Below are 19,997 nucleotides of genomic sequence, written 5' to 3'. Positions count from 1 at the left end.
GGCCGCCTCACCCGGTGCCCCGTACCTCCTGCGACGCCTCGGTGAACCGCCAGCTGCGGACCTCCACCAGGGCCCGGCCGTCCGGTCCGACGAAGGTGAAGTACACGTCGTGCACACCCGAAACGCCGTCGAGGTCGGCCCCGACCTCGGTCCACCCCCCGATCGGTCCGCCGACCGGGATGGTGGCGACGACGGGCCCCGCGCGGTCGTCCAGGCGGACCTGGATGCCCGCGCCCGCCACGAGCGGCTTGACGCGCGCCGACACCCCGCCGGCGCCGGCGCCGAAGTCGACCGACGACAGCGACGTCCAGTCGCCGTTGTCCACGTCGTGCAGGACCAGCGCGGGCACCTCGTCCGGCGCGCTGGTCCGCCTCGTGGTCAGCCCCTGCTGCCAGGCGATGGTCACCGCCTCGATCTCCCGGTAGGGGTCGAGGTGGCGGATCTGCGCGACGCCGTCGAAGGTGCCGAGGACCTCCCGCACGGTGCCGTCGGCGTTGAACTCCAGCTCGGCGATGTGCGGGCTGCGGAACCCCTGCGTCGTGCCGCCGGTGATGCGGCTGTTCAGGGTTTGCGCGTGGTAGGTGAGGTAGTGCCGGCCGTTCAGCTCGAAGACCGACTGGTGGTTGTTGCCACCGGCGCCGAAGTGGACGCCGGGGTTCCGGAAGACGACCCCCGCGTACTCGTCGGGCGTCCACGGGCCCATCGGGTCGTCGGCCACGAGGTAGGCGATGGCGCCGAGCGGCGGGCCGTCCGGGTCGACCGGTCCACCGAAGCCGAAGTTGGACGAGTAGGAGTAGTAGTACCTGCCCTCGCGCTTGAAGACGTGGCCGGACTCGAACGCCAGGGGCGCGTCGATGACCTCGGCGGCGCCCTCGGTGCTGATCATGTCGTCGCCGAGCCTGATGACGCGGGTCGACCTCGGGTGGTTGGTGTTCTCGGCGGAGCGGGAGCCGTCGTCGCCACCACCGCCGAAGTACAGGTAGCCCCGGCCGTCGTCGTCGACGAACACACCCGGGTCGAACAGCCAGTTGCGGCCGTCCGAGGCGCCGGGGGTCTCGGCGGTGATGAGCAGGCTGCCGCGCTCGTCGCGCCAGGGACCCAGTGGCGAGTCGCCGACCAGGACGCCGGTCGCGGCGCCGTTGTCGGCGAAGTACAGGAAGAACCGCTCCTCGCCGGCCACGACGCGGCTCGCGACGGCGGGCGCCCACGACTGCGACGCGTACTTCGCGATGCCGTCGGACCCGGCCACCGGGATCTCGCCGTGGTCGGTCCAGTTGGCCAGGTCGTCGGACGAGATGACGGTGATCGTGGTGATCTTGCTGTAGGTGTTGGTGGGCGAGGTGCCGTCGGGTCCCGGGGCGTACCCCTGGGTGTCGTTGGTCAGGTAGAGGTAGACCCGGCCGTCGTGCACGAAGGCGTCGCCGTCGGCGCCGAACTTGTGGGAGATGAGCGGGTTGCCCTCGCCGGGGTACTTGCCCAGCACCTCGATGGTGGTGGACGGGGCGGGCCGTTCCGGCGTGACGTCATCCACGGTGAAATCCATGTTCCGATCAGTGTTGGCGATCGCCCGACCGGGTGTCAAGGAGGAGCGAAATTGTTTCGTCGGGCTAAAAATCACGCGCGAAAATTTAGCCCGGGAATGCGTTGACCGTCGAAAAAGGGCGTGGCTACATTGACTCGCTGGTCAGGGTCGATCAGCCTCGATCATCGACTCATGACCGGTCGGACCGGCCTGGTGCGGGTGCCGCGCAGATGGGACGGCAGTGGCGAACAGGACAGCGGGGTTGCCCGCGATGGCCGACGTCGCCCGGCTCGCCGGGGTCTCGCACCAAACGGTGTCGCGGGTGCTCAACGGGCACCCCTACGTCCACGAGCGGACGCGCCTGCGGGTCCGGGCCGCGATCGAGGAACTGGGCTACCGCCCGAACCGGGTCGCCCGCGCGCTGGTGACGGGCCGCTCGCAGCTGATCGGGGTGGTGGCCCAGAACGCGACCCTGTGCGGGCCGGCCTCGCTGCTCGCGGCGTTCGAGCAGGTGGCGTCGGCGGCCGGGTTCGTGGTGACCACGCACCGGGTGAACGGGCTGGATCGCGAGTCGATCACCAGGGCGCTGGAGCGGCACCGCGACCAGCGGGTGGCGGGCGTCGTGGTCATCGCGCCGACGACGTCCGCGCACGACGCGCTCGACGCGGCTCCCCCCGGGGTGCCGCTGGTCACCGTGGACGGCGACCCGGAGCGGTCCACCCCGCTGGTCACCGTCGACCAGGAGGCGGGCGCCGTCGCGGCGACCCGCCACCTGCTGGAGGCCGGTCACCGCACGGTGTGGCACGTGTCCGGCCCGCCGGGCTGGTTCGACAGCGCGGGCCGGATCAAGGGGTGGCGGTCGGTGCTGGAGGCGGCGGACCTGGAGGTGCCGCCGCTGGTGCCCGCGGACTGGAGCGCCGCGTCCGGTTACCGGGCGGGGCAGGTGCTGGCCCGGATGCCTGAGGTCACCGCGATCTTCGCGGCCAACGACCACCTGGCCCTGGGCATCCTGCGGGCGATGAGCGAACGCGGCCGCAACGTGCCCCGCGATGTGAGCGTGGTCGGCTTCGACGACGTGCCCGAGGCGGCCTACTTCATGCCGCCCCTGACCACCATCCGCCCCGACTTCGACGCGGTCGCCCGGGATGCCCTGGAACTGCTGGTGGCGCAGTGGGACGGGAACGCGCTCGACGACGTCCGGCGCACCTCCGGTCCGGAGCTCGTGTCGCGGGACAGCGTCGCGCCGCCGTCGACCTGAGGTGCCGGCCGCCGGGGTCCGGGTCGGAATCGAAAGTTTTGCGAGTCGGGCCCGACCTCCGTCGCGCGGCACGGGCTAAAACCGGCGTTAATTTTTTAGCTCCGCCGAATTGTTGACCGCGTCATCGCGGCGCGATTACGTTGGACCGGAGTCGAACCCAAATTCGCCGGTGATCTCTGGGAGCGCTCCCAGGCGCAGGTGTCCTGCCGCTCCGCCATCGCGTGCGGGACCGTCGACGCGAATGTCACCGCCTTGTTCCAGAACACGCAACCGGTCCTGCGGGAGGACGAACGATGAAGTGGAAGAACCAGGCGGCAGCAGCGTGCCTCCTCTCGGGTGCCCTCGTGGCCGGTGCCGCGCTCCTGGCGGTCGGCGGCGCGACCGCCCAGGCCGCCGACTCGGCGTTCTACGTCGACCCCTCCGGCTCCAGCGCGAGGTGGGTCGCCGCCAACCCCGGTGACTCCCGGGCCCCGGTCATCCGCGACCGGATCGCCTCGGTCCCGCAGGCGCGCTGGTACACCACCACGAACACCTCGTCGGTGCGCTCGGAGATCAACTCCTTCGTCGGTGCGGCGGCCTCGGCCGGGAAGATCCCGATCCTGGTGGTCTACAACATCCCCAACCGCGACTGCGGCGGCGCCAGCGGCGGCGGCGCGCCCTCGCACTCGGCGTACCGGGCGTGGGTGGACGAGGTCGCGGCGGGCCTGGCCGGCCGCCCCGCGTCGATCATCCTCGAACCCGACGTGCTGCCGATCATGAGCAACTGCCAGAACTCGAGCCAGCAGGCCGAGACCAGGGCGTCCATGGCCTACGCGGGCAAGAAGCTGAAGTCCGGTTCGTCCCAGGCCAAGGTGTACTACGACATCGGCAACTCCGCCTGGCTGAGCCCGTCGGAGGCCGCCAACAGGCTGCGCGCGGCCGACATCTCCAACAGCGCCGACGGCATCGCCTCGAACGTGTCCAACTACCGCCGCACGTCCGACGAGGTCGCCTACGTCAAGAACATCCTCAACGCCATCGGGGACAGCAGGCTCAAGGCGGTGGTGGACACCAGCCGCAACGGCAACGGCCCGCTGGGGGAGGAGTGGTGCGACCCCGCCGGCCGCGCGATCGGCACGCCCAGCACGACGAACACGGGTGACGCCGCGATCGCCGCGTTCCTGTGGGTCAAGCTGCCCGGCGAGGCGGACGGCTGCATCGCCCAGGCGGGTCAGTTCGTGCCGCAGCGCGCGTACGAGCTGGCGATGGCGGCGGGTCCGATCACCACGACCACGACCACGACGACCACCAGCACGGGCAACAACCCCGGTGGCGGCTGCACGGCGACCCACCGCGTGGTCAGCCAGTGGACGGGCGGGTACACCGGCGAGGTCGTGATCGGCAACCGGGGGTCGGCCCTGAACGGCTGGACCCTCACCTTCTCGGCGCCGGGCGTGTCCGTCACGCAGGGCTGGAACGGGACCTGGACCGACTCGGGGGACGCGGTCCGCGTCACCAACACGTCCTGGAACGGCTCGCTCCCGTCCGGTGGCACGGTGACCGTCGGGTACAACGCGAACTACAGCGGGTCGGCGCCGCCGTTCACCTCGCCCGCGTTGAACGGCACCGGGTGCTCCTGATCCCGTGACCAGTCCTGGAGCAGTTCCCGTGCGGCCGGTTCCGACACCGATGTCAGGAGACGTCTCGATGCCAGCACCAGCAGGGCGTGCGCGCCGCGTCCTCGCCGCGACGGCGGCCACCGCCGTCGTGGGCACGCTCGCCGTCGGCATGGCGGTCGCCGCACCGTCCACGACGGACGCCGCGCCGACCCTCGGGCAGCTCGCCGCCGCCAAGGGCCGCTACTTCGGCTCGGCGACGGACAACCCCACGTTGACCAACGCCCCCTACACCGCGGTGCTGGGCGGCGAGTTCAACCAGATCACCGTCGGCAACACCCAGAAGTGGATGTACACCGAGCCCAGCCGCGGGCAGTTCGACTACGCCCAGGCGGACCGGATCGTCGACTTCGCGCAGGCGCACGACCAGGTCGTGCGCGGCCACACCCTGGTGTGGCACAACCAGCTCCCCGGTTGGATCGACACCGTGCCGGCCGGTGAGCTGCTCGGGGTGGTGCGCAACCACATCGCCAACGTCGCCGGCCACTACCGGGGCGACGTCGTGCACTGGGACGTGGTCAACGAGGCGTTCGAGGAGGACGGCACCCGACGCCGATCGGTGTTCCAGCAGAAGATCGGCGACGGCTACATCGCCGAGGCGTTCAAGGCCGCCCGCGCCGCCGACCCGAACGCCGAGCTCTACTACAACGACTACAACATCGAGGGCATCGGCGCCAAGAGCGACGCCGTCTACAACCTGGTCAGGTCGTTCAAGCAGCAGGGCATCCCCATCGACGGCGTGGGCCTCCAGGCCCACCTCGTCCTCGGCCAGGTCCCGAGCACCTTGCGGCAGAACATCCAGCGCTTCGCCGACCTGGGCGTGGACGTGGCGATCACCGAACTCGACATCCGGATGCGCACGCCCCGCGACGCGACCAAGGACGCCCAGCAGGCCGCCGACTACCGCGCCGTCACCAACGCCTGCCTGGCCGTGACCCGGTGCGTGGGCATCACGGTGTGGGACTTCTCCGACGGCTACTCCTGGATCCCCTCGGTGTTCCCGGGCGAGGGCGCGGCCCTGATCTACGACGAGAACTTCGGCAAGAAGCCCGCCTACTGGGCCGTCTACGAAGCCCTCGGCGGCACCACAACCACAACCACGACAACAACGACCACGACCGGCGGGAACGGTACCGGCTGCACCGCCACCTACCGGGTGACCGGCCAGTGGCCCGGCGGCTACCAGGCCGAGGTCACCGTCCGCAACACCGCCACCAGCGCCACCACCGGCTGGGCGGTCAGGTGGACCCTGGCCCAGGGCCAGACCGTGGGCAGCCCGTGGAACGGCGTGGCCACCACCAGCGGCCGGGACGTGACCGTGCGCAACGCCAACCACAACGGCAGGATCGCCGTCGGCGGCACCGCCTCGTTCGGCTTCACCGGCACCTCCACCGGCGCCAACCCCGTTCCCGCCATCACCTGCGCCACGACCTGACCGCGGCCGCGGCAGGGGCTCGAAGGCCCGGCGTACCCGGCGACCGGTCATGGGCGCGACCCATGACCGGTCGCCGGTGCGTCAGTACGGGTTCCCGGGCACGTTGAGGCGCACCTGGTGGAGGCCGAACGAACCGGGGACCCCGGAGGTGAGGTACAGCGTCCGGCCGTCCGGACCGCCGAACGCCGCGTTGGTGGTGTTGCGGCCCGCGGAGACGGTGCCCAGCCGCGTCCCGGACGGGGAGAAGACGTGCACCAGGCCGTCTTCGTAGGACGCCCAGTACAGGTTGCCCGCGCAGTCGACGGTGGCGCCGTCGGGCGTCCGGATGCTCGCGAACGTCGTGCGGTTGCCGGTGGAGCCGTCGGGCGCGACGGCGTACTTCACGATCGAGTTGCTGCCGCCCACGTAGAGCGTCCTGCCGTCGGGCGACAGCACGACGCCGTTGGGCTGCGACAGCGTGTCGTCGACGAGGGTGACCACGCCGTCGCGGACGCGGAAGACGCTGGTCCGGCCGCCCTGCTCGTCGGCGCGGTTGCCGCGCTGGAAGCTGGGGTCGGTGAAGTAGGTGGTGCCGTCCTGGCCGGTGGTCAGGTCGTTGGGGGAGTTGAACGCGCGGCCGAGGTGGTTGGCCGCCACGGTGGTGCGGCTGCGGTCGGTCAGGCTGTAGGAGGAGACGGTGCGGTTGTCGTGGGTGGCGGCGAGCAGCCGCGTGCCGTCGGGGGTGACGGCCAGGCCGTTGCTACCGGAGTTGGCGATGAACGTCTCGAACGTGGCCGGCGGGGTGAACCGGAGCACCTCGGACGGCTGCACGCCCTGGGGGCCGGTCGGGTTCCGCATGTTCGACAGCAGCAGGGTGCCCGTCCGCCGGTCCCACGTGGGGCCTTCGAGGAAGTTGAACCCCCCTCGGACGAGCTGGGACGTCACCGCGCGGGTCGGCAACGGCGGGCCGTAGGTCGCTCCCGGGGTGCACGGCGATGCCGGTGCCGCGTGGGCGAGCGCGCCGGGTACCGGGGGTGCCGCGGCGCCGGCGATGGCGATCGCCACCGCCGTGAGCGTCCGCGCCCGGTGGCGGCGCGGTGTCGTGCGGCGAGTCATGGGGGACTCCCTTCGTGATCGGCGGAGCCGCGGGGTGGGCGGTCACCCCACCCCGCGGCCGGGTCATCGGCCGAGTTCGACCTTGAGGATGCTCTCGTTGCTGTTGTTGGCGATGCTGTCCTTGTCGCCGCGGGTGCTGGTGGTCAGCCACAGGCCACCGTCGGCGGACGGCTCCACGGTGCGCAGCCGCCCGTAGGTGCCGTTGAGGTGCTGCTGGACGTTGGTCAGGCTCTCGCCGCTGATGTCGGCCCGGTACAGCCTGGCGCCGCGCAGGCAGGCGAGGTAGAGCGCGTCGCGGACCACGGCGATGCCGCTGCACGAGCCCTCGGCGACGGGGTAGGTGCGCTTGGGCGCGATGAACCCGGCTTCGCCGCAGCTGCCCGTGGTGCCCTCGCACCGGGGCCAGCCGTAGTTGCCGCCGCGGACGATCAGGTTCGTCTCGTCCATGACCGAGTTGCCGAACTCCTGCTCCCACAACTGCCCCCGGGAGTCGAAGGCCAGGCCCTGCGGGTTGCGGTGGCCGTAGCTCCAGACCGGGGTGCCGAAGGGGTTGTCCGACGGGACGCCGCCGTCGCGGTCGATGCGCAGCACCTTGCCGGCGAGGTTGTCGAGGTCCTGGGCCCACTCGCCGTTCTGGCCGTCGCCGGTGGCGACGTAGAGCTTGCCGTCCGGGCCGAACCGCAGCCGGCCGCCGTTGTGGTACTTGTTGCGCGGGATGCCGGTGAGCAGCACCTGCGGCGTGCCCGCGAGCGCGCCGTCGGTGTAGCGGATGCGCACCACCCGGTTGTCGGTCGAGCTGGTGTGCATGACGTACACCCACGGGTCGGCGGTGAAGTCGGTGGCCACGGCGATGCCCAGGACCCCGCCCTCGCCGTCCGTCCCGGCCGCGTTCGGCACGCGCCCGACGACGGTCTTCGCGCCGGTGGCGGGGTTGAGGCGGACCAGTTCGAAGGTGTCGCGGCGACCGAAGAGCACCTGTCCGTCGGGCAGGGTGGTCAGGCCCCAGGGCAGGTCTGTCTCGGTGGTGACCCTGGTGACCGAGCACAGCGCCGTGGCGCAGGCGCCGCCGGTCGTGACCGCGACCGCCGAGCTGGGGGCGGAGCGGTTGGCCTGGGCGTCGCGCGCCCGCACCCGGTACTCGTAGCGGGTGTTCGCGGCCAGGCCGCTGTCGGTGAACGACGTGGTGGCCGCGCCGCTGGTCGAGCCGACCTGGACGCCGTCGCGCAGCACCTCGTAGCCGGTGACGCCGATGTTGTCGGTCGACGGCGACCAGCGGACGGCGACCGAGGTGCCCGACGCGGTCGCCGCCACGCCGGTGGGCGTGCTGGGCGGTGTGGTGTCGGCCTGGCACTGCGGCACGGTGACGGTCACCGTGGCACTGGCCTGGGAGACGTTGCCCGCGGCGTCGCGGGCGTTGACGTACAGGCCCCAGGTGGCCCCCGGCACGACGGTCAGGTCCGCCGACAGCGCCGTGCCCGGCACCGAGGTCATGAGCTGGCCGTCGTGGTAGAGGTCGTAGAACGCCACACCCACGTCGTCGGTCGAGGCCGACCACGAGAACGTCACCCCGGTGCACGTCAGGTTCGAGGTCCGGGGGTTCCCGGGCGGGCTCGGCGGCGTGGTGTCCGCGCCGAGCCGGACCAACCGCCACTGCTGGCCGGTGCCGCCCGTGTCGGGCAGCTGGACGATCCGCGCCCCGTCGGCGGTGGAGGAGTCCAGCACGTCGACGGCCTTGCCGCTCGCCCGGTTGAGCAGCCGCACGTACCCGCCGGCGGAGTCCGCCAGGCGGAACTGCTGGCCGGTGCGGTTGGCGTCGGTGTTCTGCACCAGGCCGGCGCGGTCGGCGGTGGACGGGAAGTCCAGCACCTTGCCGCTGTGCCGGGACCTGAGCCGGTAGTAACCGCCACCGGAGTCCACGAACTGCCACTGCTGCCACGCGCCGTCGTTGCGGGTGTACTGGGCGATCCGGGCGCCTTCCGCGGTGCTGCGCCCGTACACGTCCAGCACCTTGCCGCTGTTGCGGTTGACCAGCACGTACGAGGCGCCGGTGTCCACGGTGGCGGCCGACGCGACGGGGAGCGGGAGAACGGCGCCGAGGACCGACAGCGCCACCACCAACACCGCTCGGAGTCGCGCGCGGGGGGCGGGGTTCTTCCTGGTCGCGAGGGGATCTCGCATGGTCTTCCTCTCACGGGATGCAAGGCAGTCGCCTTGTTATCGCTAACAAAATGAGGCGGCGCAATGCCGCGTCGATGGCGGTCGACGTGCACCGAAGGGGCTGAGCGGAAGTGTGCCTAAACGCGCTGGACGACGGTCCCGAAAGGGGTCGGACCGGGTCTCAAGTGGAGCGGGAACGACCCGGATGCTTTTCGCGCACGTGGTTCCATGCCTCGCCTCCTTGCGAGCAGGGTGCGTTGCGGTCGCCGCCCAGCGCCGGGTCGGCCCGACTGGGAGCGCTCCCAGAGGCACCGTAGCGCGAGGCGTTCGTCGTCGACAAGACCACCGGGCGGTTACCCCGGTACTCGTTAGCGCTAACACGCAAGACCGGGTCGATGCTCAGCGGACCCGGACGGGCGGGACCACCCGGAGCGTCAGCCGCAGAGGAAGCCGACGACGGCCGCCCGGAACGCGGGGTTGCCGACCGCCGTGCCGTGGTCGCCGGCCACCACGTGCAGCCGGGCGCCGGCGATGGCGTCGGCGAGGACGTGGGGCCGCCGGGCCAGCGGGTCGTCGTCGCCGGAGATCACCAGCGTCGGGGCGGTGATGGCCGCGAGGTCGACACCGCCCTGGTGCGCGGCGCGGGCCTGCGCGGCCAGGGAGGGGAAGTCGGCTCCCACCGCCGCGGCGAACGCGAGCATCCCGGCGACCTCGGGTGGCGGGGGACCGGGGTCGCGGGCCAGGAAGGCGTCGGCCAGGACGTCGTTGGGCAGCACGCGGGTGTCGACGCCGCCGACCTCGACCACCCCGGCGCCGACCCCGCCGACGACCAGCCTGCGCACCGCGGGCTCCTCGGCCGCCGTGAGCAGGGCGACCACGGCGCCCATCGAGTAGCCGACGAGGTCGACGGCCGCAACGCCGAGGGCGGCGACGACCGCCCGCAGGTCACGGGCCATCCGCGGCTCGCCGTACCGCGCGGGGTCCGGCGACTTCCCGGACATCCCGTGCCCGCGCGCGTCGATCCCCACGACCCGGCGACCGGCCGCGGTGAGCGCCGCCACCGTGCCGCGGCCGGCCCACTCGACCAGGGTGTGGGCCGAGAAGCCGTGGTGGAGCACCACCGGCACGGGGTCCGGGTCCACCCCGGCGTCCGGCTCCCAGTGGTGGTGGGCGACCTCGGTGCCGTCGTCCACCACGAGGACGGAGGTCCGCGGCGCGGGTCCGGCCCCGGCTGCGGCGGGCGAGTCCGCCATGGGCTGCCTCCGGGGAAGTCCTCCGCGGTGCCGGTCGGGTGGTCGGCGCCGACCACCGTACGTCGCCCCGTCGCCCCGTCGCCCCGTCGCCACGCGGTCGGTCGGGTCGCAGGTGGCGGAGCCGCGGGTGGTCGGGAGCCGTCAGGTGGCGCCCGACCACCGGGGCGCACAGATCAGCCGGGCCGCACCACCCCGGCGCGCCCGCGCGTGCGGTACTCCGACGGCGACATGCCGAACGAGTTCCGGAACGTGCGCTGGAAGTGGCTGGACTCGTGGTAGCCGACGCGCCGGCAGACCTCGCTCACCGGCAGGTCCGTCGCGGCCAGCAGCGAGCGCGCCTCGGACATGCGCAGCGCCGTCAGGTAGTCGATGAACCTCCGCCCGGTCTCCTTGCGGAAGGTGCGGGAGAAGTGGAAGCGGCTCAGGTGCACCGAGCGCGCCACCAGGTCCAGCGACAGGTTGTTGTCGGAGAAGTTCGCGCACAGGTACGCGACCGCGCGGCTGACGCTCGGCGACAGGTCCGGCGCCTCGTCGTGCGTGGCCTCCCGCTGGGCGGGCACGGGCCGCGACCGGGCGGCGAACCAGGTGAGCGCCTCCACGAACGGCGCGATCTGGAGGTCCAGGTCGCCGTCGACCTGCTGCGGGATCATCACCGTCTCCAGCGCGCCCATCACCACCCTGAGGTGGTCCAGCGCCCTGGTGCCGTACGGGTTGCCGGTCGAGACCAGGCCGACGGGCTTGGCGCGGACGTCGGCCACCTCCAGCGCGTCGAGGGCCACCTTGAGCGCGCCGGAGAAAGAGTTGTGGCGCACCGAGGTCAGCAGCACCAGCGAATCGGCCTGCCGCGCGGCGACGCGCAACTGCTTCGTGCTGTCCACCGCGGCGTTCCAGCGCACGACCGCGCCACCCGAAGCGGTGAGCGCGCGGTGGACGCGATCGGTGACCGGGTCGTCGACGTCGCTGATGATCAGTACCTGGATGTGACGCAGGGTTGTCACGGTCAAAGTTCAGCCCCCAAGGCGGTTGATCGCCCGTCCAGTACAACCGCCCGTCGCTGCAACGGGGATGCAGGCGCGTTTCACCGGGCGCAGCGGTCCGACGTTTGTTGCCGGGGCACGGCGGTTGTTGCGGCGTCCTGCCCCCGTCACCGGTTCGCCGCGCCTCGACGCGGTATGAAGACGGGGCCAACCCGGGGTCTAGTGCGAAAGGGCCGGCGTACATGAGCGCAGCGGCAGATCAGGCAGCGGCAGATCAGATCGTCGGCAGGTTGCGTGACCTCGTCGCGAAGGTGGTGGAGCTCGACGTCGAGGAGGTGCCCGCCGAGGCGTTGTTCTACGAGGAACTGGAGGTCGACTCGCTCCAGAAGGCGGAGATCTCGGTCCGGGTGGAGCGCGAGTTCGACGTGCAGCTCAAGCCCGAGGAGACCGCGGCGATGCGCTCGGTCAACGACGTGGCCGCCCTCCTGCGCGCCCGGGGAACCGCGGTGCGGTCGTGAACGACGTGAGGCAGGTGGACGGGTTCGGCATCGCCTTCCCCGGTCAGGGCACCAAGCGCGAGGCCATGGTGGAGGCGTTGCGGCGGCACCACGAGCACCCGCTGGTGGCGGAGTTCCACGCGGTGGTGGGCACATCCGACGTGGGATCACTGGACTTCATGGACACCGCGGTCGCGCAACCGGCCACCTACGTCGCCGGCATCGCCGCCGTGGAGGGGGCGTTCGGGCAGCTGATCGACGTGCCGCTGGTGCTCGGGCACAGCCTCGGCGAGCTGACCGCCGCCGCGTGCGCGGGCGTGGTCGACGTGTGGAGCGGGTTCGCGCTCGCGGTGCGGCGCGGCGAGCTGTGCCGCGACCACGCGGTGCGCACGCCCGGCGCGATGGTCGCGGTGATGGGCGCCGAGGCGGACGGCATCGAGTGGTTGCGCCGCCAGGTGCTCGTGTGCGCGGGCCGCGTCATCGAGGTCGCGGGCATCAACGGGCGCGGGCAGACCGTCCTGTCCGGCGACCCCGAGTCGGTCAAGGAGGTCATCCGGCTCGCCGAGGACGAGGGGCTCAAGACCAACCTGCTGCCCATCCGCGGCTCCTTCCACAGCCCGCTGATGATCGACGTGATCGCCGAGTGGCGGGACACCGTCGAGGCGGTCGAGTTCCGCGAGGGCGCGGGCACGTTCGTGTCCACGATCGACGCACGGGTGCACAGCGATCCCGCGGAGATCAGGGAGTTGCTGGTGCGCGCGCTGCTGCTGCCGGTGCGCTGGCGCGAGGCCGTGCACACCGCGCGGCAGCACGGCGCGCTGCGGCTGTGGGACGCCGGGCCGGGCGACACGCTGCACAAGCTGGGCAAGCGCGAGAAGATCGTGGACTTCGCGCCGCTGGACCCGCGGCCGGTCTGAGGACGCGGGCCGGTGACGCCGTAGGTGACGCCGTCGGGCGCCGGACACGACCCGGGTCGGCTCCCGGCCCGCGCCCCACCGGCCCGCACCCCCACCCGCCTGCACCCCCACCCTCCGACGCGCCACGCGATCCGGCCGCGCACACCCGCCGGGGCGCCCCCTAGTCGAGGTTGAGCAGCCCGGGGCGCGCCGCGCGCGACCGCCACTCGTGCGCCGGGTCCTCCACCAGCCTGCGCGCCTTCAGGTCCAGCAACCCGCTCACGTGGGTCACCTCGGCCGCGACCTCGCCGTCCAGGCGGCGCAGCACGTGCTCGACGCGGTAGGTCTTCCCCTTCCCCCAGACCCACGCGCAGGACACGTCCACCTCGTCGCCGCCGCGCAACTCGTTGTGGTACCGGATGTTCGTCTCCAGGTTCACCGGCCCGAGGCCGCTGCCGATCAGCTCCTCCACCGAGATCCCCGCCGCCTGCACGCACGCGAAGCGGGAGTGGTCGGCGTACTGGACGTACACGGCGCCGTTCACGTGCAACTGCGGGTCGAGTTCGTAGCTCCGTACACCCATCCGCACGGTAAACGGCTCAATGGTCATGAATTCCCCCTGGCCCGGCATATGTGGATGAACTCCGACGATCGTACCGGCCGGGCTAATGAGACGTCGTTCCCGGCCGCTCGCGACGGCTGCGGTACCGCCGATCGGGTGGTCATCGGCCCGGCGTTCGGGTGTTCATCAAAGGGCAGCTTCACCGCATACTTCGTAGGAACCGCGCTAGCATCGGTGATGCTGGGTACTGGGCGGGCCGACTCAGCGCCGAGGGGGCCACTCGGAGTATCTCCGAATACGGGGGAAGAATGATCAGTGGTGCGTCCGTCGGAATTTTGGGATCGCTGGAGACCGTCGGGCCGCTCGGTCCGGTCGTGATCCACGGGCGCGTCCTGCGCACGCTGTTCGCCCGCCTCGCCACCAGACCGGGTGAGACGGTCGGCCGCCAGTTGCTCGTCGAGGCGCTGTGGGACGGGGACGTGCCGCGCACCGCCATCACCACCCTGCGCAGCCACCTCACGAGGCTGCGCACCGACCTGCGCGAGGGCGGTCTCCCCGACCTGGTCGTGACCCGGGGCAACGGGTTCTTCCTCGACGCGCCGGCCGAAGCGCTGGACGCGGCCAGGTTCGAGGCGCTGGCCCGCGACGGGCGCGAAGCCCTGGCGGCGGGCGACGGCGCGGTGGCCGTGCGGTCGCTCGGCGCGGCGCTCGCGCTGTGGCGGGGCGAGGCGCTGGAGGACTGCCGGGCCAGCGAGTGGACGCGCGCGGAGGCGTCCCGGCTGGGTGAGCTGCGCCTCGCGGCGACCGAGGACCTGCTCGACGCGCGGATCGCGGTGGGCGAGCTCGCGACCGCGGCCGCCGAGCTCGAATCGTTCGTCAACAGGTTCCCCTTTCGGGAAAGGGCGTGGGAACTTTTGATGAACGCGCTCTACCGCGCGGGCCGGCAGGCGGACGCGCTCGCGGCATTCCGGCGGGCCCGCGCCATGCTCGTCGACGAATTGGGCATCGAACCCGGGCCGGGGCTGCGCGCATTGGAGTCGTCGATACTCGCGGGTGACGGGCCGCGAAATTTATCGGAGCCCGAGCAGGTCGTCGAGATCCGTTCCCCGCGCACCGGCAACCTGCCCGCGGAAACGACCAGCTTCGTCGGCCGGCGGGACGAGCTGGCCGAGGCGAAGAAGTGGCTGACCAGGTCGCGGATGGTGACGCTGACCGGGGTCGGCGGGGTCGGCAAGAGCAGGCTCGCCCTGCGCGTCGCCGCGGACCTGCGCGCCGAGTTCCCGGACGGCGCGTGGCTGGTCGAGCTGGCCGGGCTGCGCGATCCCGAACTGGTCGCGCACGCGGTGGCCGACGCGTTGAACATCGTGGACCGCATCGACAACGGCTCGATCGACTCGGTGGTCCGCGACCTGCGCGACGCGAAGGTGCTGCTGATCCTGGACAACTGCGAGCACCTGCTCAACGCCTGCGCGCAGATCGCCAGCACGCTGCTCAAGGCGGCCCCGGACCTGCGCGTGCTGGCCACCAGCAGGCAGCCGCTCGCGGTGCCGGGCGAGCACATCCTGCCCGTGCCGCCGCTGCTCGTGCCGGACGACGACGACGGCGACGAGGACCTGCGCACCGCCATGACGCTGTTCGCGGACCGGGCGAACGCCGCGGTGCCCGGCGGGTTCGAGGTCCAGCCGGACAACAGCGCCGTGGTCGCCCGGATCTGCCGCCAGCTCGACGGCATCCCGCTGGCGATCGAGCTGGCCGCGGTGCGGCTGCGCGTGCTCTCGCCCGCCGAGCTGCTGGACCGCCTCGACGACCGGCTGAAGCTGCTCGCCTCCGGTCGCAGCACGGCGCTGCCCCGCCACCAGACGCTGCGCGCCACCATCGACTGGAGCTTCAACCTGTGCACGCCCGAGGAACAGGCGCTGTGGACGCGGCTGTCGGTGTTCGCGGGCACCTTCGACCTGGCGTCCGCGGAGGCGGTGTGCGCCGCCGACGACACCGGGCACGACTTCCTGTCCGTGGTGGACGGCCTGGTCGACAAGTCCATCCTGATCCGCGAGGAGCACTCGGGCGAGGTGCGGTTCCGGCTGCTCGCGGTCCTCGGCGGGTACGGCCGCGACCGGCTGCGCGCCGAGGGGCTGACGGCGGAGGTGCTGACCCGCCACCGCGACTGGTACCTGTCGGTGGCCGAGGAGGGCGCGCGGAACTGGTTCGGCCCCGGGCAGCTGGACTGGCTCGCCCGGCTGCGGCGCGACCACGCGAACCTCCGGGCGGCGCTGGACTTCTCCCTCACCACGCCCGGCGAGCACCTGGCCGGGACGCGGCTGGCGGCGGCGCTGCACTCGTTCTGGGTCGCGTGCGACCAGGTCTCGGAGGGGCAGCACTGGCTCGACCTCGCGCTGAAGGTGTGCGCCGAACCGAGCCGCGAACGCGCCCGCGCGCTGTGGGTGTGCGGGCGGGTGACCTACCTCCAGGGCGACCTCGACGGCGGTGTGGCGAAGCTGTCGGAGGCCGTGGCGCTGGCGGTGGAGCTGGGCGACACCGCCGAGGCGACCCACGCGACGCACCTCCTCGGCGCCGCGGCGCTGCTGCGCGACGACCCCACCGGCGCGCGGGCGCTGCTGGTGGAGGCCGCGGGCGCGTACCGCGAGCTGGAGGGCCCGTCGAGCACCTGCGTCATGGTCGACGTGCACCTGGCGATGAGCGACGTGTTCCTGGGCGACATCGCCTCGGGACTGGCCCGCGCCGAGACGGCGCTGGCGGTGTGCGAGAGCCGCGGCGAGCACTGGACGCGGTCCTACGCGCTGTACACGCTGGCGTTCGCGCAGTGGCGCGCCGGCGACCTCGCGCGGGCGCGGCGCAACGCGCGGGAGGCGTTGCGGCTCAAGGCGATGTTCCGCGAGATCGGCGGGCTCGCGATGGTCGTGGACCTGCTGGGCTGGATCGCGGTCGACGACGGGTCCGGCGAGGAGGCCGCCGTGCTGCTCGGCGTCGCGGTGAGGTCCTGGGCCCTCGTCGGCGTGCCGTGGTTCGGCTCCAAGAGCTGGCGCCGCCCGCACGAGGAGGCGCAGGCCCGCGCCCGCTCCGAGCTGGGCCACCACGTGTTCGAGGACGCCTTCCGGCGCGGGTGGGCGCTGAGCCGCGAGGACGGCGCGGCGCTCGCGCTCGGCGCCCCGCAGCGCGGATTGCGCGCCGCCACAACCGATCGCCGGTAGCTTCGCTCCTCGTGGAGCACGAAGTCCTGCGCCGTGGTCGGGAGGTGGACGGTCCGGCCCTGCGGTCGAAGACCTTCCACGAACGCGCCGACCTGCTGAGCGATCTCGCCGTCCGGGTGCGTTCCGCGCGCGCCGACCTGCTGGCCGCCTGCGCGGAGGACGGGGTGGCCCCGGCGGACGCCGCCCACGACGTCGACGCCGGCATCGCGGAGGTCCGCGGCCTCGCCAACCGGGCCAAGCGCGAGCTGCCCGACGACGTCGTGCTGGTCGCGGCCGAGACCACCCCGCTCAACCGCGGCGGTTCCCTCGTGGCGCAACGCCTGTCCACCTCGCCGACCGGCGTGGTGGTGCACGTGACCGCGCTCGGGCTGCCGGTGTGGTCCACGCTGCGCGGCGTCGGGGCGGCCCTGCTCGCCGGCGCGGCCAGCGTGGTGAAGCCCTCCCGGCACACCGCCGCCGCGACGCGGGCGCTGGTGTCCTGCCTGGACGGTGTGGCGCAGGTCGTACCCGACGCCGCCGTGCTCGACCTGCTGACCCCGGGGGACACCGTCTCGTTCAGCGGTTCCCCGGAGACGGCGCGGCGCGTGCGCGACCGGCTCGACCAGGTGCCCCTGCTGACCGACACCGGCTCGCTCGGGTGGGCGGTGCTCGGCCCGGACGTCGAGGCGGGCACACCCGCGTTCGACCGGTTCGTCGCGCGCCTGGTCGCCGACCTGACCGGGCACGCCGGGCAGCGACCCCTGGCCGCGCGCCGGGCCATGGTGCCCGCGGCGCTGCTGGACCACGTCGTCGACGCGGTGCGCGACGCGCTGGCCGGCGTCGAGGTCGGACCGGTGGCCAGGCCGGACCGGCTGCTGCGGGCGGTGAAGTCCCTGCGGGACGCGGCGGAGGTCGTGTTCGGCGACCCGGGGCGCGGCCCGGTGCTGCTGCGCGCCGCCGACCCGGAACTGCCCGAACCGCACACCGTCGAGGCGTTCGGACCGGTGTGCACGGTCATGCCCTGGTCGTCGGTCGCGCACGCGGGGTCGCTGGTGTCGCGGGGGGACCGCGCGATCACCGGCTGGGCCGCCACCTCGGACCCCGACCTGCTCCGGGCACTGGTGCTGGCCGGCGGGCGGTTCACCCAGCTCGGCCACGGCCGGGAGGCCCCCGCGCTGGACCCGGTGCTCGGGTTCCTGCGCACCGGTGAGCTCCGGGCCGACCCGGACGCCGTCGGCGCGGTCACCGGCCGCTGGGTGCCCGGCGGCGCGCGGCGGACCTCCGAGGTCCACCCGCTGCGCAAGTACCTGCCGGAGCTGCGCGTGGGCGACACCGCCGTCGCCGGCCCCCGCGTGGTCACCGCCGAGGACGTCCGGCGGTTCGCCGACCTCACCGGCGACCACTACTACCTGCACACCGACGAGGAGGCCGCGGCGCGCAACCCCGTGTACCGGGGGATCATCGCGCACGGGTACCTGGTGGTGTCCCTGGCGGCGGGGCTGTTCATCACGCCCGAGCAGGGGCCCGTGGTGGCCAACTACGGGATGGAGCGGCTGCGGTTCCTCGCGCCGGTGCGGCCCGGTGACGCGCTGACCGTCACGCTGACCGCGCAGCGGATCACGCCCCGGCCCAACGCGGAGTACGGGGAGGTGCGCTGGGACGTCGACGTGGCCAACCAGGACGGCACCTCGGTGGTGCGCTACGAGCTGCTGACCCTGATCGCGGACCGGCCCGCCGGCTGAGGTCGCCGGCTGAGTCGCCGGCGGGCCGCCACCCGCTGTTCCGGGATCGCGAAGACCGGGGTCGCGGACACCGCGACCCCGGTCTTCGGGCCTCCACCGGGAACCCGGCTACCGCGATCCCGGTCTTCGAGCCCTCACAGGGAACCCGGCTACCGCGACCCCAGCCGCTCGCGCCCCGCCGGGACCGACCCGTCCGCTGCGGTCCCCGCCCCGCCGGCGCCCTTGCGCAGGGTCTCCGCCGCGGCCACGGCGGTCAGCACCACCCGCGCCTTGTTCAGGCACTCCTGGTCCTCGTACGCCGGGTCGGAGTCGGCGACGACGCCCGCGCCCGCCTGCACGTAGGCGACCCCGTCCCGGATCAGCGCGGTGCGGATGGCGATGGCCAGGTCGATGTCGCCCGCGAAGTCCAGGTAGCCCAGCGCGCCGCCGTAGAGCCCGCGCCGGACCGGCTCCAGCTCGTCGATCAGCTCCATCGCGCGCGGCTTCGGCGCGCCCGACAGCGTGCCCGCCGGGAAGCACGCCTCCACCGCGTCGAACGGCTCCCGGCCGGGGGCCAGCTCGCCCGCGACGGTGGACACGATGTGCATGACGTGGCTGTACTTCTCCACCTTGAAGAACTTCTCCACCCGCACCGTGCCCGGCGCGCACACCCGGCCCAGGTCGTTGCGCCCCAGGTCGACCAGCATCAGGTGCTCCGCGCGTTCCTTCGGGTCGCGGATCAGGTCCTGCTCGACCCGCGCGTCCTCCTCGGCGTCCGCGCCGCGCCACCGGGTGCCCGCGATCGGGCGGGTCCGCGCGGTGCGGCCCTTCACCACGACCAGCGACTCCGGGCTGGAGCCGACCACGTCGAAGCCCTCCAGCCGCAGCAGGTACAGGTACGGGCTGGGGTTGGTCGAGCGCAGCACCGAGTAGACGTCCAGCGCGTCGGCCCGCGTCCGCATCTCGAACCGCTGCGACAGCACGACCTGGAACGCCTCGCCGGCGTGCACCGCCCCGATCGCCTCGCGCACGACGTCCCGGTACTCCTCGGCGGGCCGCTGCCGGTGGAACTCCGGGCGCGGCACCGCGTGCACGCGCTCGCGGCGCGCGACCGGGGTGGTCAGGCCGGCGGCCATCCGGTCGAGCCGGGCCAGCGCGTCGTCGTAGTCGGCGTCGCCGCGCGGCAGGACGGCGTTGGCGATCAGCGTGACCACCCCGGTCTCGTGGTCGATCGCCGCGATGTCGGTGGCCAGCAGCATGGTCATCTCGGGCGTGCCGAGGTCGTCCAGCGTGGTGTCGGGCAGGCGCTCCAGGCGGCGCACCACGTCGTAGCCGAGGTATCCGACCATCCCACCGGTGAAGGGCGGCAGGCCGGGCAGCGGGTCGGCGCGCAGCACCCGCAGCACCTCCCGCAGCGCGACCAGCGGGTCCGGGTCGAGCGGCAGGCCCGAGGGCGGCGTCCCCGTCCAGCTCGCCGCGCCGCCGGAGGCGGTGAGCGCGGCGGGGCTGCGCACGCCGACGTACGACCAGCGCGACCACGACCTGGTGTCCGGCGAGGACTCCATCAGGAACGTCCCCGGCCGGTTGCCGGCCAGCGCCCGGTACACGTCGACCGGGGTGCGCCCGCCGAGCCCGACCTTGCGCACGACCGGCACGACCCCCCGGGTCCCGGCCAGCTCGCGGAACCGCGGCCGGGACGGGCTGGTCAACCCGAGGTCGTCGTCCTCGTCGAGCAGGTGCACCCACATCCGGTTCGCTCCTCACCGCGTTCGCCCTCCGCC

General features: G+C 73.0%; 14 protein-coding genes. 7 read left to right on the top strand and 7 right to left on the bottom strand.

The features are described from left to right. Nucleotides 1–7 precede the first annotated feature (7 nt). The gene (locus Q5530_RS06825; RefSeq protein ID WP_415361356.1) at nucleotides 8–1,531 is read right to left on the bottom strand and encodes a glycoside hydrolase family 43 protein; all 1,524 of its coding nucleotides are present in this window, start codon (nucleotides 1,529–1,531) and stop codon (nucleotides 8–10) included. Nucleotides 1,532–1,793: 262 nt separating this feature from the next. Here Q5530_RS06825 and Q5530_RS06820 point away from each other — a divergent pair, with 262 nt between their 5' ends. The 3 genes from Q5530_RS06820 to Q5530_RS06810 all read left to right on the top strand — a co-directional run bounded on the left by Q5530_RS06820 (nucleotide 1,794) and on the right by Q5530_RS06810 (nucleotide 5,870). Beyond that, nucleotides 1,794–2,780 carry a LacI family DNA-binding transcriptional regulator gene (locus Q5530_RS06820; protein WP_415361355.1) on the top strand — a complete coding sequence of 329 codons (987 nt, stop codon included), beginning with the start codon at nucleotides 1,794–1,796 and terminating at the stop codon, nucleotides 2,778–2,780. 293 nt (nucleotides 2,781–3,073) lie between these two features. Continuing rightward, complete coding sequence (locus Q5530_RS06815) at nucleotides 3,074–4,399, top strand: glycoside hydrolase family 6 protein (RefSeq protein ID WP_415361353.1); 1,326 nt, start codon at nucleotides 3,074–3,076, stop codon at nucleotides 4,397–4,399. A 67-nt stretch (nucleotides 4,400–4,466) separates the two neighbouring features. Further along, the gene (locus Q5530_RS06810; protein ID WP_415361352.1) at nucleotides 4,467–5,870 is read left to right on the top strand and encodes an endo-1,4-beta-xylanase; all 1,404 of its coding nucleotides are present in this window, start codon (nucleotides 4,467–4,469) and stop codon (nucleotides 5,868–5,870) included. A gap of 81 nt (nucleotides 5,871–5,951) precedes the next feature. Here Q5530_RS06810 and Q5530_RS06805 read toward each other — a convergent pair whose 3' ends face one another. The 4 genes from Q5530_RS06805 to Q5530_RS06790 all read right to left on the bottom strand — a co-directional run bounded on the left by Q5530_RS06805 (nucleotide 5,952) and on the right by Q5530_RS06790 (nucleotide 11,373). Next, on the bottom strand, nucleotides 5,952–6,965 hold the full coding sequence (locus Q5530_RS06805) for an SMP-30/gluconolactonase/LRE family protein (RefSeq protein WP_415361351.1): 1,014 nt from the start codon (nucleotides 6,963–6,965) through the stop codon (nucleotides 5,952–5,954). 63 nt (nucleotides 6,966–7,028) lie between these two features. After that, nucleotides 7,029–9,143 (bottom strand): PQQ-dependent sugar dehydrogenase, encoded by a 2,115-nt coding sequence (locus tag Q5530_RS06800; protein WP_415361350.1) that lies wholly within the window; start codon nucleotides 9,141–9,143, stop codon nucleotides 7,029–7,031. Nucleotides 9,144–9,556: 413 nt separating this feature from the next. Beyond that, complete coding sequence (locus Q5530_RS06795; RefSeq protein WP_415361348.1) at nucleotides 9,557–10,375, bottom strand: alpha/beta fold hydrolase; 819 nt, start codon at nucleotides 10,373–10,375, stop codon at nucleotides 9,557–9,559. A gap of 173 nt (nucleotides 10,376–10,548) precedes the next feature. Beyond that, nucleotides 10,549–11,373 carry a helix-turn-helix domain-containing protein gene (locus Q5530_RS06790; protein WP_415361347.1) on the bottom strand — a complete coding sequence of 275 codons (825 nt, stop codon included), beginning with the start codon at nucleotides 11,371–11,373 and terminating at the stop codon, nucleotides 10,549–10,551. A 269-nt stretch (nucleotides 11,374–11,642) separates the two neighbouring features. Between Q5530_RS06790 and Q5530_RS06785 the strand changes: the two genes are divergently transcribed. Both Q5530_RS06785 and Q5530_RS06780 read left to right on the top strand, forming a co-directional pair. After that, nucleotides 11,643–11,870 carry an acyl carrier protein gene (locus Q5530_RS06785; protein ID WP_380635766.1) on the top strand — a complete coding sequence of 76 codons (228 nt, stop codon included), beginning with the start codon at nucleotides 11,643–11,645 and terminating at the stop codon, nucleotides 11,868–11,870. Continuing rightward, the gene (locus Q5530_RS06780; RefSeq protein ID WP_380635764.1) at nucleotides 11,867–12,766 is read left to right on the top strand and encodes an ACP S-malonyltransferase; all 900 of its coding nucleotides are present in this window, start codon (nucleotides 11,867–11,869) and stop codon (nucleotides 12,764–12,766) included. The genes Q5530_RS06785 and Q5530_RS06780 overlap by 4 nt, the downstream gene beginning before the upstream one ends. A gap of 160 nt (nucleotides 12,767–12,926) precedes the next feature. On the opposite strand, the gene Q5530_RS06775 is transcribed toward Q5530_RS06780, so the two are convergent. Beyond that, nucleotides 12,927–13,328, bottom strand: coding sequence for an acyl-CoA thioesterase (locus Q5530_RS06775; protein WP_415361346.1), 402 nt, complete (start codon nucleotides 13,326–13,328; stop codon nucleotides 12,927–12,929). Between the two features lie 353 nt (nucleotides 13,329–13,681). Between Q5530_RS06775 and Q5530_RS06770 the strand changes: the two genes are divergently transcribed. Both Q5530_RS06770 and Q5530_RS06765 read left to right on the top strand, forming a co-directional pair. Beyond that, entirely contained in the window at nucleotides 13,682–16,516 is a 2,835-nt protein-coding gene (locus Q5530_RS06770) for a BTAD domain-containing putative transcriptional regulator (RefSeq protein ID WP_415361345.1), read from the top strand. Between the two features lie 11 nt (nucleotides 16,517–16,527). Continuing rightward, nucleotides 16,528–18,237 carry an aldehyde dehydrogenase family protein gene (locus tag Q5530_RS06765; RefSeq protein ID WP_415361344.1) on the top strand — a complete coding sequence of 570 codons (1,710 nt, stop codon included), beginning with the start codon at nucleotides 16,528–16,530 and terminating at the stop codon, nucleotides 18,235–18,237. A 149-nt stretch (nucleotides 18,238–18,386) separates the two neighbouring features. Here the strand turns inward: Q5530_RS06765 and Q5530_RS06760 are convergent, their stop codons facing one another. Then, nucleotides 18,387–19,964: an anthranilate synthase component I gene (locus tag Q5530_RS06760; RefSeq protein WP_415361343.1), complete on the bottom strand. Its 1,578-nt coding sequence runs from the start codon at nucleotides 19,962–19,964 to the stop codon at nucleotides 18,387–18,389. Between the last annotated feature and the right edge of the window lie 33 nt (nucleotides 19,965–19,997).

This window comes from Saccharothrix sp. BKS2 (assembly GCF_047689505.1).
GTDB classification, from domain to species: domain Bacteria; phylum Actinomycetota; class Actinomycetes; order Mycobacteriales; family Pseudonocardiaceae; genus Actinosynnema; species Actinosynnema lopnurensis.
The sequence above is the reverse complement of the archived record's forward strand: the minus strand, read 5'-3'. Positions and strand labels throughout refer to the sequence as shown.

What these genes read in the sequence shown, in the direction of transcription:
- Q5530_RS06815 (WP_415361353.1), top strand. Translation starts at nt 3,074, where the DNA reads ATGAAGTGGAAGAACCAGGCGGCAGCAGCGTGCCTCCTCTCGGGTGCC.
- Q5530_RS06760 (WP_415361343.1), bottom strand. Translation starts at nt 19,964, where the DNA reads ATGTGGGTGCACCTGCTCGACGAGGACGACGACCTCGGGTTGACCAGC.
- Q5530_RS06775 (WP_415361346.1), bottom strand. Translation starts at nt 13,328, where the DNA reads ATGGGTGTACGGAGCTACGAACTCGACCCGCAGTTGCACGTGAACGGC.
- Q5530_RS06800 (WP_415361350.1), bottom strand. Translation starts at nt 9,143, where the DNA reads ATGCGAGATCCCCTCGCGACCAGGAAGAACCCCGCCCCCCGCGCGCGA.
- Q5530_RS06820 (WP_415361355.1), top strand. Translation starts at nt 1,794, where the DNA reads ATGGCCGACGTCGCCCGGCTCGCCGGGGTCTCGCACCAAACGGTGTCG.
- Q5530_RS06795 (WP_415361348.1), bottom strand. Translation starts at nt 10,375, where the DNA reads ATGGCGGACTCGCCCGCCGCAGCCGGGGCCGGACCCGCGCCGCGGACC.
- Q5530_RS06810 (WP_415361352.1), top strand. Translation starts at nt 4,467, where the DNA reads ATGCCAGCACCAGCAGGGCGTGCGCGCCGCGTCCTCGCCGCGACGGCG.
- Q5530_RS06805 (WP_415361351.1), bottom strand. Translation starts at nt 6,965, where the DNA reads ATGACTCGCCGCACGACACCGCGCCGCCACCGGGCGCGGACGCTCACG.